The organism is Amycolatopsis sp. NPDC026612 (assembly GCF_040638285.1).
GTDB lineage: Bacteria > Actinomycetota > Actinomycetes > Mycobacteriales > Pseudonocardiaceae > Amycolatopsis.
This window is the reverse complement of the sequence record NZ_JBEZYB010000142.1, coordinates 1-12,426: the sequence shown is the minus strand read 5'-3', so window position 1 is coordinate 12,426 and position 12,426 is coordinate 1. Positions and strand designations below refer to the sequence as shown.

The following is a 12,426-nucleotide window of genomic DNA, read 5'->3' as shown; positions in this document are numbered from 1 at the left end:
CCCCGAAGAAGCCCTCGACTGCGCCTGCTACCTCTACCTCGACCACTAACCCGCAGCGCCTCAACACCCCCGAAGAACTTCCAAAACCGACCACTAAGTTCGCTGGTATCCCGCTCAAGGACCTGGCTGGGCCAATCACCATGGAGGTGACGTGACGACGATCCGCAGGCTGCTCAGCCCGGGCGACTACCCGCTCGTTTGGCAGGCCCATGACGGCACATTGGTGTCTGGCCTGGTCACGCTGGCTGGTGGCGAAGCCGTTACTGGGATGGCTTACGACTTGCCGGCGAAGTCCTTATCGACAGGGCACGATGGGTGGATCGATCCGTCGTGGACCGTCTGGGAACCGAGCGTCGAGCCGTACGGGGTGGCCCGCGGCCAACTGCGTAACAACCTCGATGTTGCGCTGATCGATGCGTCCGTTTCGCACGAGCTGCCTGGGCAGTCCCGGTTGCAGGCAGATCTTGCCGTGTGTGGCGCGAACCTCCGCGAGAACACCGACCTGCTGTTCGACGAGATCACCTTTCAGGTCACCGGCCTGACGGCGCTCTCGGGTGTGCCCCCCTTGAGGTACTTCGAGCTCCCGGCAAGCCTGCGCGGGGGAGAGCGCCCGCCCGAGTTCCGGGCGACGTGGAACGACGAGGCGGAACGCTCCTGGCCCGCGGGCGCCGCGGACACGGTGCGGATGCACTATCTGGGCTCGTTCAGTCATCCGCAGCTGTACACGATGTCGGTGACGGCGTCCCCTGTGGTTACCGTCAGTGGGCCCGCTCGGCCGCTTCGACAGTGGCTCAGCGAGTACGCGCGCCCGGTCGCCGAACTGGCCAGCTTCGCCACCGGACGGCCACAGGTGATCACCTGGGCGGAGGTCACGTTCGCCGGAGGGCACGGCCCGTGTGTGGTGTTCGGGTCGGCGCTGACCCAGCAGGACGAGGTCGCCGGCAGGCCGCATCCGAGTGAGCTGCCGCTGGTCCATTGCGGTCCCGACGGTGCACCCCTGCCGAGGCTACTGGCCGGTTGGGAAGCTCTCAAAACGGAGCACCCGACGTTCGTCGACTACTTCGTCTCGATCAGCACCGCGGCGCTGCCGGTGACCTCGCGCTTCATCGCACTCACTGCTGCTCTGGAAGGCTTCCACAGCAAGAAGTACGGCATCGGAGCGCTGAGCCCGGCCGAGTTCAAGAAACAGAAGAAGGGCGTGTTCACGCGGTTGCGGGAGGCCGCTGGTGTTTCGGACGCGGACTATCAGTGGCTCCGTGCAGAGGGAGCCTATTTCGGCGCGTACGACCTGAAGGACCGGCTTCGGTTTCTCGCTGGTACGCTGCCGGAGCCCGTACGAGCGCGGGTGAACTCCGCCGTGGATCCGATTCCACCACTCCTGCAGGGGATTGTGGATCAGCCAGAGGACATCTGGCAGGTGATGGGCAAGGCCCGCAACAACCTTGCGCATGGGAACAACACGCGTCAGGACAACGCACAGCTGGCCGCGTTGACCCGCCTCGGACATACCGTTGCGGTAGCGTTCGTCCTCGAAGCCTTTGGTGTTGCAGCCGAGCGACTCGCGGTTGCGATCGACCGCGGCGACCGGTCTATCCTGTGACGGTGGGGCGATCTTCACCGGCGACGCCAGGTTCGCCGGGGAAACCGCAAGGGGATCGCGTTCAATCCGATTGTGCACAGCACATCGTGACCTGACGCGGCTCCCTCAGCTCCGATAGGAGGCGCAACCTGAAGTTGCGCCACGCCATCCGGCGACACGCACGAACCGTTCGCGCCCGAGCCGATCAGGGCAAACGTCAACACCAGTGAGCTGCGTTTTCCCACGTGCCCTCCCGTTTGTGTCCGCCAAGGACACATCCGTCGATCGGCGGCGGGCTGATGGTAAGCACCCGGTCTCGGGACCCGGCCCCCGCCAATCCAGAGCCACGTGAGCACGCCCGCTTGACCACCGGACCGTCGACCAGTCGACAGTCCCATCCCCCGCGGGCACACGAGTACAGGGCAGAAGCAACCGTAGTGCAGAGGAATCCGGTGCAAGGCGAAGGCCTGCAGTCGCCTGCACACGGCGACAGAAGCCCGGTTCACCCGCGCAGGCAAGTTCGGGCATCGACATCGGCGGTGGACGAAGGTGTCGCGCTCGCCCAGGACGCGGGCCCACGGAGGCTTCCCTCGCCGGGGACATAGAGCTCGGCAAGAGCTGGTCGAACGCGTGCAGGTTCGAGGTCCGGGCGGTATCGGACTCAAATGCGAGCTCGTGGGGCAGGCCGATCTGGGAGGGGGCCGTTCAATCGCGGCGTTACAGCAGCCCGGCCTGGTGCAGGCGGATCACTGCGGCGAGCACGCTGCTGCTTCCGAGGAGAGCACCGAGCAGAATCTTGAGCAGGGTCACGGCCCGCAGGGCGCGCTGGTGGTCGGTTGTGGTGAGCGCCACCGCTGCTGCGGCGCCGGCGGCGGTGAGCAGCACCAGCGCGATGAGGGTGACTAACGGCGTCCACATGATCGTGTCCTGTTCTCGGGGGTTCGTGAGCCCGGCCGGTCCGTGCTCGCCGAGGGCAGTCGATCAGCCTGGAACGGGGTCCGGCATGGGCTCCGTACTGACCCGGACGGCAGAGGCGGCTAGCCGGCACGTGTGGCGGACTGAGCAGCAGGAACGTAGGCGCGTCGCTGGCGGGAGTATGGTGTCCGGCACCGTCCGGTGACCGTCGCCGGACACTGCATCAGGCGGCTTCGGGGTGGTGGCATGGATTCGGTGGAGATCAGCACGCTGTCTCAACTGGCCGACGCCCTCGACGAGCTGCGTCGTGCCCGGTCGCTGTCACTGAAGGGGCTGGCTGATGCTGCCGCGAAGCTGCCGACGAGGGGCGGGCGGAGACCGGCTCTACCGAAGTCGACCGCCGGTGACCTGATCAAAGGCAAGTCCGTGCCCGGCGCCGAGACGGTGGTGACGTTCCTTGCCGCCTGCGGCATCCACGAGGAAGAGGCGCAACGGCCATGGCTGCAGGCGCTGGAGCGAGTGGCCACCCAGCACCAACGGCGGCCGCCGGGAGCGGACAGGGTCCGCGACGCGCGGCCGCGCATGCTGGGAGTCCAAACAGCGATCCAGCCGGCCCAGCCGCCAGAGAACGTGCAGTCCGGGCCGGGCGAGGATGAGCTGCCGCTATACGTGCCGCGGGACTTCGACGCCGACCTGCGCACGAAACTCACCCGGGCCGGGAACCAGGGTGGGTTCGTGCTGCTGGTCGGGGACTCCTCGGTCGGGAAGACCCGCGCCCTGTTCGAGGCGGTGCAGGCGGTGATGCCGGATTGGTGGCTGCTGCACCCCCGCGACGCCGAGGCGCTGCAGGTGTTCGCCGCGCAACCGGCCGGGCGGACGGTGGTGTGGCTGGACGAGCTACAGGACTACCTCGACCATCTCCCAGGCGTGCCGGCGGGACAGGCCCGCGAGCTGATCGCGGCCGGAGTGGTGCTGGTTGCGACGTGCTGGCCCGCCGAAGTGCGCGACCGTGTGGCGCTGCCCGAGAACGGCCGACCGGACCCGTATGCCAACGACCGGCGCCTGCTCGACCTGGCCGACGTGCTGTACGTGCCCGCCGCGTTCAGCATCCACGAGCGGCGCCGCGCCGAAGACTTGGCCGGCACCGATGGCCGGATCCGGGTCGCCCTCGACACCCCCGACGCCGGCTTCACCCAGGTGATGACCGCAGGGCCGGCACTGATCCGCCACTGGAACCAGGCACCCTCCTACGCCAAGGCAGTCATCACCGCCGCGCTCGACGCCCGCCGCGTCGGCGCCCATGCTCCCCTCACCCGCGACTACCTCACCCACGCCGCACCCGGCTACCTGAACGAGCGGGACGTGGCCACCGCACCTCCGGACTGGCTCGAGCACGCCCTGGCCTACGCCACCAGGCTGCTGCATGGCGCCACCGCCGCCCTCACACCCGTCGCCGCTGACATGGGAACCATCACCGGCTACCGGGTCGCCGACTATCTGCACCAGCACGCCCTGCATAACCGCCGTCGTGAGCACCTTCCCGAGACCGCCTGGCACGCATTGGTCCGCCATCATCACCCCGACGACACCGAACGCCTCGCCGACAACGCCGCACGCCGTGGCCGCGGCCACGAGACGCTCACCCTGTACCAACAACTCGCCGACGGCGGCGACGAGTTCGCCGCCTATCGCTTGGCCAAGCTGCTGCCCGAGCAGGGACAGCAGCAACTGCGTGCCCGCGCCGACAACGGCGACGGGCTCGCCGCCATCCAGTTGGCTGGGCTGCTGACCGAGCAAGGGCAGGTCGAGGACGCCATCCAGCTCCTGCGCGCCCACGCCGACAACGGCGACAAGTACGCCGCCATCCGGTTGACGCACCTGATGGCCGAGCAAGGGCAGGTCGAGGACGCCCTCCAGTTCCTGCGTGCCCTCGCCGACGACGGCGACGGGCTCGCCATCATCCGGTTGCCTGTGCTGTTGGCAAGACACGGACAGGCCCAGGATGCCATCCAGTTCCTGCGTGCCCGCGCCGACAAGGGCGACGAGTCCGCTGCCGTCCAGTTGGCCAAGCTGCTGGCCGAGCAGGGGCAGATGGAGCAGTTGCGCGTTCGGGCCGACAACGGCGACGAACACGCCACCGACCGGTTGGTGGAGCTGCTGGCCGAGCAGGGACAGGTGGAGCAGCTTCGCGCCCACGCCGACAACGGCCACGAGCGCGCCGGCCGCCGGTTGGCGCAGCTGCTGGTCGAGCAGGGACAGGTGGAGCAGCTGCGAGCCCGCGCCGACAACCGCGACTCGTCCGCAGCCGACCGGTTGGCGCAGCTGCTTGCCGAGCAGGGACAGGTGGAGCAGCTGCGAGCCCGCGCCGACAACGGCGACTCGTACGCCGCCGTTCGGTTGGTCGACCTGCTGGCCAAGGAGGGGCAAGTGGAACAGCTGCGCATCCGCGCCGACAACGGCGACGAGCACGCCGCCGACCGGTTGGCGCACCTGCTGGCCGACCAGGGACAGGTCGAGGACGCCATCCAGCTCCTGCGCATCCGCGCCGACAATGGCGACGTCCGCGCTGGCCACCGGTTGGCGCAGCTGCTTGCCGAGCAGGGACAGGTGCAGCAGCTGCGAGTCCGGGCCGACAACGGCGACTCGTACGCCGCCGTTCGGTTGGCCGACCTGCTGGCCAAGGAGGGACAGGTCGAGCAGCTGGAACGGGAAGTGGCGGCGGGCACGGCAGGTGCGGTAGCCGCTCTGCGTCGCGTGCGGTCCCGTTTGTCGTCCCACGGCGGTTGACAGTCTGGTGCTTCGGTTCACCAGCATGAAGCAGCAGTCGCCGATCAGCTGCCCGAGCCGACCTTGTCGGGAAAGTTGCTGAACGGGTGGTCCCGGACCCAACGGTCGCCGTGGATGGCCCGTACAACCCCGCCGGTGCTGTAGCCGCCCGACAGCCACAACTGGCTCAGCCCGCCGGGCATGTGCGGCGGTTCGCTCGGGAGGGGCCCGCCGAAGCACAGATTGTCGATCACTGCGGAGGTGCGTCGACCCTGTCGGTCGCGGCTGGTAACGAGCTGCGGGTGGTGTAGGCCCTGCTCGGGCACCGTGCTCACCGCGAAACCTACACCAGTGTGCTGCCATGGCCGGAGCAGCAATCGGCGGATGCGACGGCGGCTCTCGTTTGGTGCGCGGCTATTAACGTGGTGGCGAGATCCACAAGGCGGTGGCGCGCCACCAACGCAGCGGGTCACTGCAAGCACGGCTGGTGACGGCATCAGGGGATCAAATCCCGAACCCCGCTGGTTAAACGTAGGTTTTCTGAAGTTGACGGATGGGGTTGCCCGACCACCAGCTTGACCGTCGTGCCCGGTGCTTCGGGCGTCAGTCGGCGCGCGTGCCCGATCCACAGCCCGCCGTCGCCGGTGCGGGCCGGCACGGCGCTTCCCCCGCGCGCCACGATGGTGCCGGGTCGCCGGGTGCGGCGTCCCCGGGATGGGCGTCGAACACCGCGACCAGCACCTCGGCCAGCTCGGCGTACACGCCGGGACGGCCGTCCGCGGCCCGGATGCGCCGCAGGACCCGACCGGTGCCCGGCTGCTGCACCAGCGCTCCAACGCGGTGTTCCTGCTGCCCGGTGACCAACTGGTCGTCCGGCTGGCCGCCGAGCCGGAAGCCCTGGAGATCGATTCGCTCCTCCAAGGCGTCGACGACCAGGCGCGGCCAGTTGATGACGACCTGGCGCACCCGCTCGTCGAGGGTGTCGACCAGCTCGGGGTGCATGTACGACAGTCGCTGGCGGCCCTCGTAGTACTCCAGCAGCCGCCGTAGTTCCGGTAGCTCGTAGTTGTGCGCGAGGATCAGCGGGTTGATCCACTGCTGATCGATCGGGGACGGCACGTCGCCGACTGCCACGGCCACCTCCCGACCGTGGTGTTGACGTGGTAGAAGCAGCTATGCAGACCGCACTGATCAGCGCCTTGACCGCCGCAGTGGTGACGTTGTTGATCGAGTATTTCGCCAAGCCGTCACTGGAGGGTCGGAAGGATCGATTGGTCACCGCCGGACGTGCCAGTCGCGACATGCTCGCGACACTGGAATCATTCTTTTACGTGGAGTTTCGGCTGGCGTTGGCATGTGGCGACCGCGATTGGAAGCGGGCAATGCAACTACTTGAAGTAGTTGAAAAAAAGCAAGAATCATTACGTGAAAAGCATGGTCTTGCCCGAGGTTCCCTGACTGCGCAAGCTCGCGCAATCGCCGACGAAGGCTTGCGAAGGTCGGAGCGGTCAATTACGACGCTTGAGTCAGGAATCCGTGCAGCTCAACAAGAGCCTGGCGCCGACAAGGCGCAAGAGTTTCAAATCAGGGTCAATACCGTACGTGAACAACGCAGGGAGAACCGCAAGGCAGTCGAAATGGCATACGTCCAGTCGATGCGCTGGACAAGGAAATATCGCAACTCTTTGAAGCGAGCTGCGAAGATAATCCGATTGCCACCTGTCGACGGTCCCACAATGGCTGAAATGTTTCGTGAACATCGCTAGCCGTTTACCGCACCACCATTCGCCCCGACCGTGCGTGCTTTTCGGCCAGCTCTCGCCAGCGGGTGATCGCCATCGCGGCCGTCGGCACGGCGTCGATCCGCTTGCCGACGGCCTGGCGGTCGGGCTTGTCAGGTCGGAGCTGGTCTGCGTCGCCCGCAGGGGGGCGGACTTCGACAGCGTCGAAGCACCACTCGGCGACCGGGTTGGCGTGATGGGCCCAGGCACGGGACTTCGTCAACGCCATCAGCTCGGCCATGCCGTAGGTGAGGCCCCGGTAGGTCTGCGGGATCGGTGTGAGTTCGAGCCGGGTCTTCTTCTGGATCTCGTGCCGGACCGGTTCACCGGACCACTCGTCGTACCCGGCGGCCATGACCTTGAACGTGGCGCAGTCGGCTGCGATGTCGGCGTAGATCACGTCGTAGTCGATGACGTCCCCAGGCGTGACGGTGATCCACCCGCCGTCGGCCCACTGGGACACCCGGCCGTTGGTCCGGCCGTCGAGGAACTTCACGGCGGCTTCGGGCAGCCAGAACCGCCAGAGCATCGACGGCATGCCGTCAAGGCCGTCCGGCACGAGCAGGGACTACAATTAGGCGGTCATGTCCAGCTTGGCCGCGAGGTCGAGCCCGCCATAGGCGCGGCGGCCGGCCAGATCGGCGCGTAGCCAGTCCGGTGCCGGGGCGACCGTGCCGGCGCACTGACGGTAGAGGTGCATCGGCATCCAGCGGTGCGCCTGCTGGACCCACTGGTTGAGCCGGTACTGCCGGAAGCTGTTCTCCTTGCTCGGGTCGTTCTGTGCCTCGGCTGCCTCCTGGCGCAGCGACCGAATCGACAGGAAGTCGCCGAGCGCCGGGTTCGCGAGCGCGCAGCTCTCCTCGCCCAGGGGCGGCGTCCTCGGGGACGTTGCGAATCTAGGCGAACTGGTGCCGTGACCGCTCGGGGCCGCCGACGATCCCGACGTACTCGTCATGGTTGGACCGCGGGAATCCGACATCGTCGAGGCCGCGCGAGCCGCGGTCGAACGCGATGAGCAGGGAAGCCCGGTGCGAGGAGACCGCCGGCGTTCACCGGCGGGCTCGCGCTGCTGAGCTGCTGCCGTGCCCAGTACAGCGGCCGGTCGTTGAACCGGTCGGGCGCGCCGAGGTCCGGTCGGCGGCCTTGTGGTCGGTCGACGGCGGTCCGTCACAGCCGGTCGCCGGCCCGGGTGACGACGCGCTCAGCCTGGCGCGGGGTGCGCGCGGCGCAGAGGTCGTGCTTCACCTCGGCGACGATTGGGTCGAGGCCCGCCAGCGGCACGAGTTCGGGCCCGAAGGCCGGCAAGGAAGTCGTCGGGCCGCTGATCCTCGAGGGTCAGCGAGACGGCCCGGTCGAACCATTCGGACGCGGCTGCCGCGGGAACGGGGAATGCGAGAGCGGGACGGCGGCGCGCAGGGGGAGCAGGCGGTCAAGCGCACGGGGTTTCCTCCACGGCGTGGGTGACGCGGCCGAGTCCTCCGGCGACCGCGCCACCCCGCGTAACCGCGGAAGTCGGGATCAGCCCGACGCGAGGACTTCAGGCTCGAGATGTCCGGTCTGCTAGGCGCGCTGCGGGCCGATGACCGAAAGGGTGTTGGTCTTGCTGCTCGTCACGTAGGCGTGGTGCGTGGTCGGGTCGACCGCTATGGAGCTCGGGTACTGACCGACCGACATCGTCGCGATGATCGAGTAGTTCGTCGTGTCGACTACCGAGACCGAAGTGTCCGAGCTCCCCATGTACAGAACGTGGCGATCGGGATCGACGGCGAGCCGGCCGGGTCGGCCAGGAACCGGAAATGTCGTGGTGACGGCGTTCTTGGACCCATTGATGACGGAAACGGTGTTGTCGTCGGAGTTGGACACGAAGACGGTGTGGGTTTCCGATGCGACGGCGATGCTACTGGCGTTGTGCCCGACTTGAATGGTCGCTCGCACTGAGCGGCTGATTCCGTCGATCACGGTCACGCTGCCGACTTGGTTCACGCAATAGACCACGTGTGTGGTCGGATCGACGGCGATGTCCATCGGGCTTTCCCCGGTTGGGAGCACAGCCGAGACCGTGTTGCTCCGCTCGTCGATCACCGAGACCGCGTTGTCACCGTGGTTGGCGACGTAAAGCACGCCTGCGCCGGGATCGGTGTCGGTGGCGTACGGGGCGGAGCCCACGGGAACATCGGCTGTGACGGCTCCGCTTTCGCCGTTGACCACGGTGACGCCGCTACCGGCTCCTTCGGGATAGTGCGGCAGGTAGAGCGTGTGCGTCAGCGGATCGATCGTGACGTCGAGGACGGTGTCGGATCCGACCTGTGCCGAAAATGACGATATCCGGGCAGTGGTGCCGGTGTCGAACGTCGTTATATTACGACTGTAATCCATGGCGTCGTCGGCGACGAAAGCCCGCCGCAGGGCGGGATCGATTGTGACGCCGAACGGTTGGCTTCCGGCGGCGACCGTGGCGATCACCCCATACCTGACAGGGGCGCCAGTACTTGTGCTCGGATCGCCGGCGGCTTCGGATGCGTCGTGGGCCGGAGACGGCGCACAGGCCGTTGCGACGACGGCCAGCACGACGATGACCAGACATCTGGTCCGAGCAGATGTGTTGTCTCGCAAGAACCGTCGGTTTCGCATGGCGTTGGTGTCGCTGGCGAGCCTGACGGCGCTACCGACGGCGACCCAATCGTTGCAGAAACTCGTAATTCGAGACCGAAGTGCCTGCCGGGAACACGCTCGCGGTGTGCTACCGGCCCACAACCTCAGCCGGTCGCTACGGCTGAGGGGCGATGGCCTCCACTGCGGACGCGGTGCACCGCCGACTTCCACCACACCGGAGCTCCGCTGCCGCTGCGCCCGATGGTGCGCCCTCGACCATGGCTGGCCGCCAGTGGACCGGGCACGCGCGGTGGGGCTGGGATCCGTGGAACTTTGACAGCCGCCAAGTCAGACGCATGCGCACCGACGACCTGTGCCAGGCCTTCCGAAGCCGCTCCGCTGTCCGATGCGGCGCGTCGCCGCCTAAGTCCCGAGAGCAGGTTCTTTGGCCTGCCCGCGTGGAGAAAGTGGGTCCCCTCGTGGAGCTGGTCAAAGTTGTCGTGGTCTGTGGCGTTCTCGCGCTCCTGCTAGTCGCGGGCGGCCGGGCCGTCTGGCAGCAGCAGAAGCCCTCGCTGCGGCTGATCGTCATCCTCGGCACGAACCTGGTCGCCGTGCTCGCGCTTGTTCTCGGCTACCCGGACGTCGCGGAGCATCTGTTCGACGGGGGAGGGGGCGCCGGCCTGGCCAAGTAGCCGCGGCTGGACAGAAAGTGGACGAAAACCGGACGCGACCGGTCGGGCGATGCGCCCCGCCGGCCCGAAACGGAAGACTGGCCCAGGTAGGTACCCAGATCGACCTCCCCGACGTGTACGAAGTCCGCCAGGGCACCGCGCTCGGCGCCGCCATCGACCAGGCCCGCGAGACCGGCGACCTCGGCCCCGCGTTGGAGATCGTCGACCACCTCGCGGCCGAAGCCGATATGGACCGGAACTTCCTGCTCGCCCTGATCCTGTTCAGGCAGAGCCTCGATGCGCGCGCCGCAGGCGACGAACAGCCGGCCGAGACGTAACTTGGTCTGGCGAAGACCCGGTTCACGCCGGAGACGCTACGTGAGGTCGCGATGACGTCTAGGCTGACCGCCGGGGATGCGGCAGGGCTGTCTGGACGCGCAGGCGCACAACGAGCTGGCCGCGTAGCTGGACGAGAGCGGCTCGGCGTTGCTGATGCAGGCGCTCGCCACGATCGACCGTCGATCGGAGTAGCCCCCGATGACGTCGCACCCCATGACCCGACACCGAGCATGGCGTGGTGGCTGCCAGCAGACCCGACAAGCCCGGCGAGATCACCGCCATGCGGATGCGGTGCGGTAGCGACGAAACCGTCCACGGGGACTCGCTCGAGCCGATTTCCCCTCTTTTGCGAGGAATCCACGATGCGGCGTGTCATCGTGGACTACATGGGCCTCCGGGGGTGCATGGAGAACCCGTCCGGCGCGCCGCAGGGACACCGCTGGCCAGGTCCCGGTGGTGGTCTGCAACATCCTGGTTGGCCTCGGCGAAGTAGGAGGACATGACCGACGACGCCCGTCTAGTCACCGTCGACCCGGTCCGTGGTTGCGTCCGTGATCGCGCCGAAGTACTTCTCCCACAACGCCATCGCGTCGCCTCGTGACGGATCACCAGCCCCTTTCAACGCCTTCGCCTCCGCCCAGAACCCCTCAAGCTGAGGAGTCGGCGTTACCAGGAAGGTGAGGTCGTCCGAGAACAGCGCGGCCTGCCGGCGGACCACGGACTCCACCAGCTCGACCTGCTGGATCGCGATGTCCTCCTCGATCGACCGCGCTGGCGTGAGGACCGCGCCCGTGCCGCGGTCGACGTCGACGTAGAAGCCCATTTGCTTCAGTTTGTCGCTGTCTGCAGCCCGTCCCGACCGTGAGTTCCACGCGATTAACCACTCCGCGTCTCCGGGCCCACCCACCGGTCCCCAGTCCTGCCCGTCAACGAACTGCCCGACCAGATTCGTGTACTTCGGCTGGTGGCCGCCAAAGTCCTTCCAGAACTTCGTCCAGGTCTCCGTGGTGGCGGACTCTAACTGCAACGCCGTCACCACGCTGAGGTAGAACTTGCCGTACTCCTCGGCGGCCAGGACCGCAAGAGAGCACGCCCTCGGCCACCGCCGCATCACCAGCAGGATTCGCGCATCGTCAAGCAGTTCGACGGCGTTGTCCAGTGCGGCCTGCGCCAGCGCCGTGAGTTGCGGCCTGGTCAGCCGCCTCATGCCCTTCGCCATATGACTCCCACCTTGAAGGACGGACCAATGGTGACTTTGCGGAATCAATTGTCGCGTACTCCCTGGTCGTCTAGCTGTTGCGGGTCGTGACGTTGGTGACGGCTGACGGGGCCTGAGACGAGGGGACGGGTCTTTCAGCGGCAGGATGAGAAGTGCGACCAACACATCCGCCGAGAGAAAGACCCATCCGTGCGCCACCGTAATGCCCCACTGTCGCTCGAGGGCCGCCGCCGGCTCGTCGCGCGTTGCCAAACCCGACCGTTCGCCCACGTCGCCGCCGAGGTGGGCATCTCCGGCCAATGCGCCTCCAAGTGGGTCAACCGCTACCGGCACCACGGCGAAGCGGCCTGCTCGACCACCCGAGCGTCCCGCACCACCAACTCGTGGCCACTCCGGCCGAGGTAGTGGCCCGGATCGAGCAGCTGCGCCGGCAGCGGAAATACTCCGCTCGCCGGATCGCGACCGAACTAGCTGTTGCGGGTCGTGACGTTGGTGACGCAGGTGAGGGCCTGAGACCAGGGGACGGGTCTTTCGGCGGCAGGATGAGAAGTGCGACCAACACAT

At 67.4% G+C, this 12,426-nt stretch carries 13 protein-coding genes and 1 pseudogene; 6 read left to right on the top strand and 8 right to left on the bottom strand.

Annotation, left to right across the window (positions count from 1 at the left end; translation table 11 throughout):
• Positions 1 to 151: 151 nt before the first annotated feature.
• Positions 152 to 1,600, top strand: coding sequence for a HEPN domain-containing protein (locus AB0F15_RS43975; protein WP_360283714.1), 1,449 nt, complete (start codon positions 152 to 154; stop codon positions 1,598 to 1,600).
• Between the two features lie 696 nt (positions 1,601 to 2,296).
• On the opposite strand, the gene AB0F15_RS43970 is transcribed toward AB0F15_RS43975, so the two are convergent.
• The gene (locus tag AB0F15_RS43970) at positions 2,297 to 2,497 is read right to left on the bottom strand and encodes a hypothetical protein (RefSeq protein WP_360283712.1); all 201 of its coding nucleotides are present in this window, start codon (positions 2,495 to 2,497) and stop codon (positions 2,297 to 2,299) included.
• A 243-nt stretch (positions 2,498 to 2,740) separates the two neighbouring features.
• On the opposite strand from AB0F15_RS43970, the gene AB0F15_RS43965 reads away from it, so the two are divergent.
• Positions 2,741 to 5,281 (top strand): hypothetical protein, encoded by a 2,541-nt coding sequence (locus AB0F15_RS43965; RefSeq protein WP_360283710.1) that lies wholly within the window; start codon positions 2,741 to 2,743, stop codon positions 5,279 to 5,281.
• A gap of 44 nt (positions 5,282 to 5,325) precedes the next feature.
• Here the strand turns inward: AB0F15_RS43965 and AB0F15_RS43960 are convergent, their stop codons facing one another.
• Both AB0F15_RS43960 and AB0F15_RS43955 read right to left on the bottom strand, forming a co-directional pair.
• A complete protein-coding gene (locus AB0F15_RS43960; protein WP_360283708.1) occupies positions 5,326 to 5,595 on the bottom strand; it encodes a hypothetical protein in 270 nt (89 codons plus the stop codon).
• A gap of 268 nt (positions 5,596 to 5,863) precedes the next feature.
• Complete coding sequence (locus AB0F15_RS43955; protein WP_360283706.1) at positions 5,864 to 6,400, bottom strand: hypothetical protein; 537 nt, start codon at positions 6,398 to 6,400, stop codon at positions 5,864 to 5,866.
• 35 nt (positions 6,401 to 6,435) lie between these two features.
• Between AB0F15_RS43955 and AB0F15_RS43950 the strand changes: the two genes are divergently transcribed.
• Positions 6,436 to 7,026 (top strand): hypothetical protein, encoded by a 591-nt coding sequence (locus AB0F15_RS43950; protein ID WP_360283704.1) that lies wholly within the window; start codon positions 6,436 to 6,438, stop codon positions 7,024 to 7,026.
• 4 nt (positions 7,027 to 7,030) lie between these two features.
• Here the strand turns inward: AB0F15_RS43950 and AB0F15_RS43945 are convergent, their stop codons facing one another.
• The 4 genes from AB0F15_RS43945 to AB0F15_RS43930 all read right to left on the bottom strand — a co-directional run bounded on the left by AB0F15_RS43945 (position 7,031) and on the right by AB0F15_RS43930 (position 9,504).
• A complete protein-coding gene (locus AB0F15_RS43945; RefSeq protein ID WP_360283702.1) occupies positions 7,031 to 7,600 on the bottom strand; it encodes a hypothetical protein in 570 nt (189 codons plus the stop codon).
• A gap of 15 nt (positions 7,601 to 7,615) precedes the next feature.
• Positions 7,616 to 7,996, bottom strand: a complete 381-nt coding sequence (locus AB0F15_RS43940; protein WP_360283700.1) for a terminase TerL endonuclease subunit — start codon at positions 7,994 to 7,996, stop codon at positions 7,616 to 7,618.
• A gap of 212 nt (positions 7,997 to 8,208) precedes the next feature.
• Entirely contained in the window at positions 8,209 to 8,346 is a 138-nt protein-coding gene (locus AB0F15_RS43935; RefSeq protein ID WP_360283698.1) for a hypothetical protein, read from the bottom strand.
• Between the two features lie 255 nt (positions 8,347 to 8,601).
• A complete protein-coding gene (locus AB0F15_RS43930; RefSeq protein WP_360283696.1) occupies positions 8,602 to 9,504 on the bottom strand; it encodes a YncE family protein in 903 nt (300 codons plus the stop codon).
• 587 nt (positions 9,505 to 10,091) lie between these two features.
• Between AB0F15_RS43930 and AB0F15_RS43925 the strand changes: the two genes are divergently transcribed.
• Both AB0F15_RS43925 and AB0F15_RS43920 read left to right on the top strand, forming a co-directional pair.
• Positions 10,092 to 10,325 (top strand): hypothetical protein, encoded by a 234-nt coding sequence (locus AB0F15_RS43925; RefSeq protein WP_360283694.1) that lies wholly within the window; start codon positions 10,092 to 10,094, stop codon positions 10,323 to 10,325.
• A gap of 113 nt (positions 10,326 to 10,438) precedes the next feature.
• Positions 10,439 to 10,642: a hypothetical protein gene (locus AB0F15_RS43920; RefSeq protein WP_360283692.1), complete on the top strand. Its 204-nt coding sequence runs from the start codon at positions 10,439 to 10,441 to the stop codon at positions 10,640 to 10,642.
• Between the two features lie 518 nt (positions 10,643 to 11,160).
• Here the strand turns inward: AB0F15_RS43920 and AB0F15_RS43915 are convergent.
• The gene (locus AB0F15_RS43915) at positions 11,161 to 11,862 is read right to left on the bottom strand and encodes an AbiV family abortive infection protein (RefSeq protein ID WP_360283690.1); all 702 of its coding nucleotides are present in this window, start codon (positions 11,860 to 11,862) and stop codon (positions 11,161 to 11,163) included.
• A 189-nt stretch (positions 11,863 to 12,051) separates the two neighbouring features.
• Between AB0F15_RS43915 and AB0F15_RS43910 the strand changes: the two are divergent.
• Positions 12,052 to 12,335 (top strand): annotated as a pseudogene (locus AB0F15_RS43910) (leucine zipper domain-containing protein); the annotation flags it as partial.
• Positions 12,336 to 12,426: the final 91 nt, after the last annotated feature.

Bases quoted from the DNA above. Each gene is read 5' to 3' on its own strand.
- AB0F15_RS43970 (WP_360283712.1), bottom strand. From the start codon at position 2,497: ATGTGGACGCCGTTAGTCACCCTCATCGCGCTGGTGCTGCTCACCGCC.
- AB0F15_RS43965 (WP_360283710.1), top strand. From the start codon at position 2,741: ATGGATTCGGTGGAGATCAGCACGCTGTCTCAACTGGCCGACGCCCTC.
- AB0F15_RS43950 (WP_360283704.1), top strand. From the start codon at position 6,436: ATGCAGACCGCACTGATCAGCGCCTTGACCGCCGCAGTGGTGACGTTG.
- AB0F15_RS43940 (WP_360283700.1), bottom strand. From the start codon at position 7,996: ATGACGAGTACGTCGGGATCGTCGGCGGCCCCGAGCGGTCACGGCACC.
- AB0F15_RS43915 (WP_360283690.1), bottom strand. From the start codon at position 11,862: ATGGCGAAGGGCATGAGGCGGCTGACCAGGCCGCAACTCACGGCGCTG.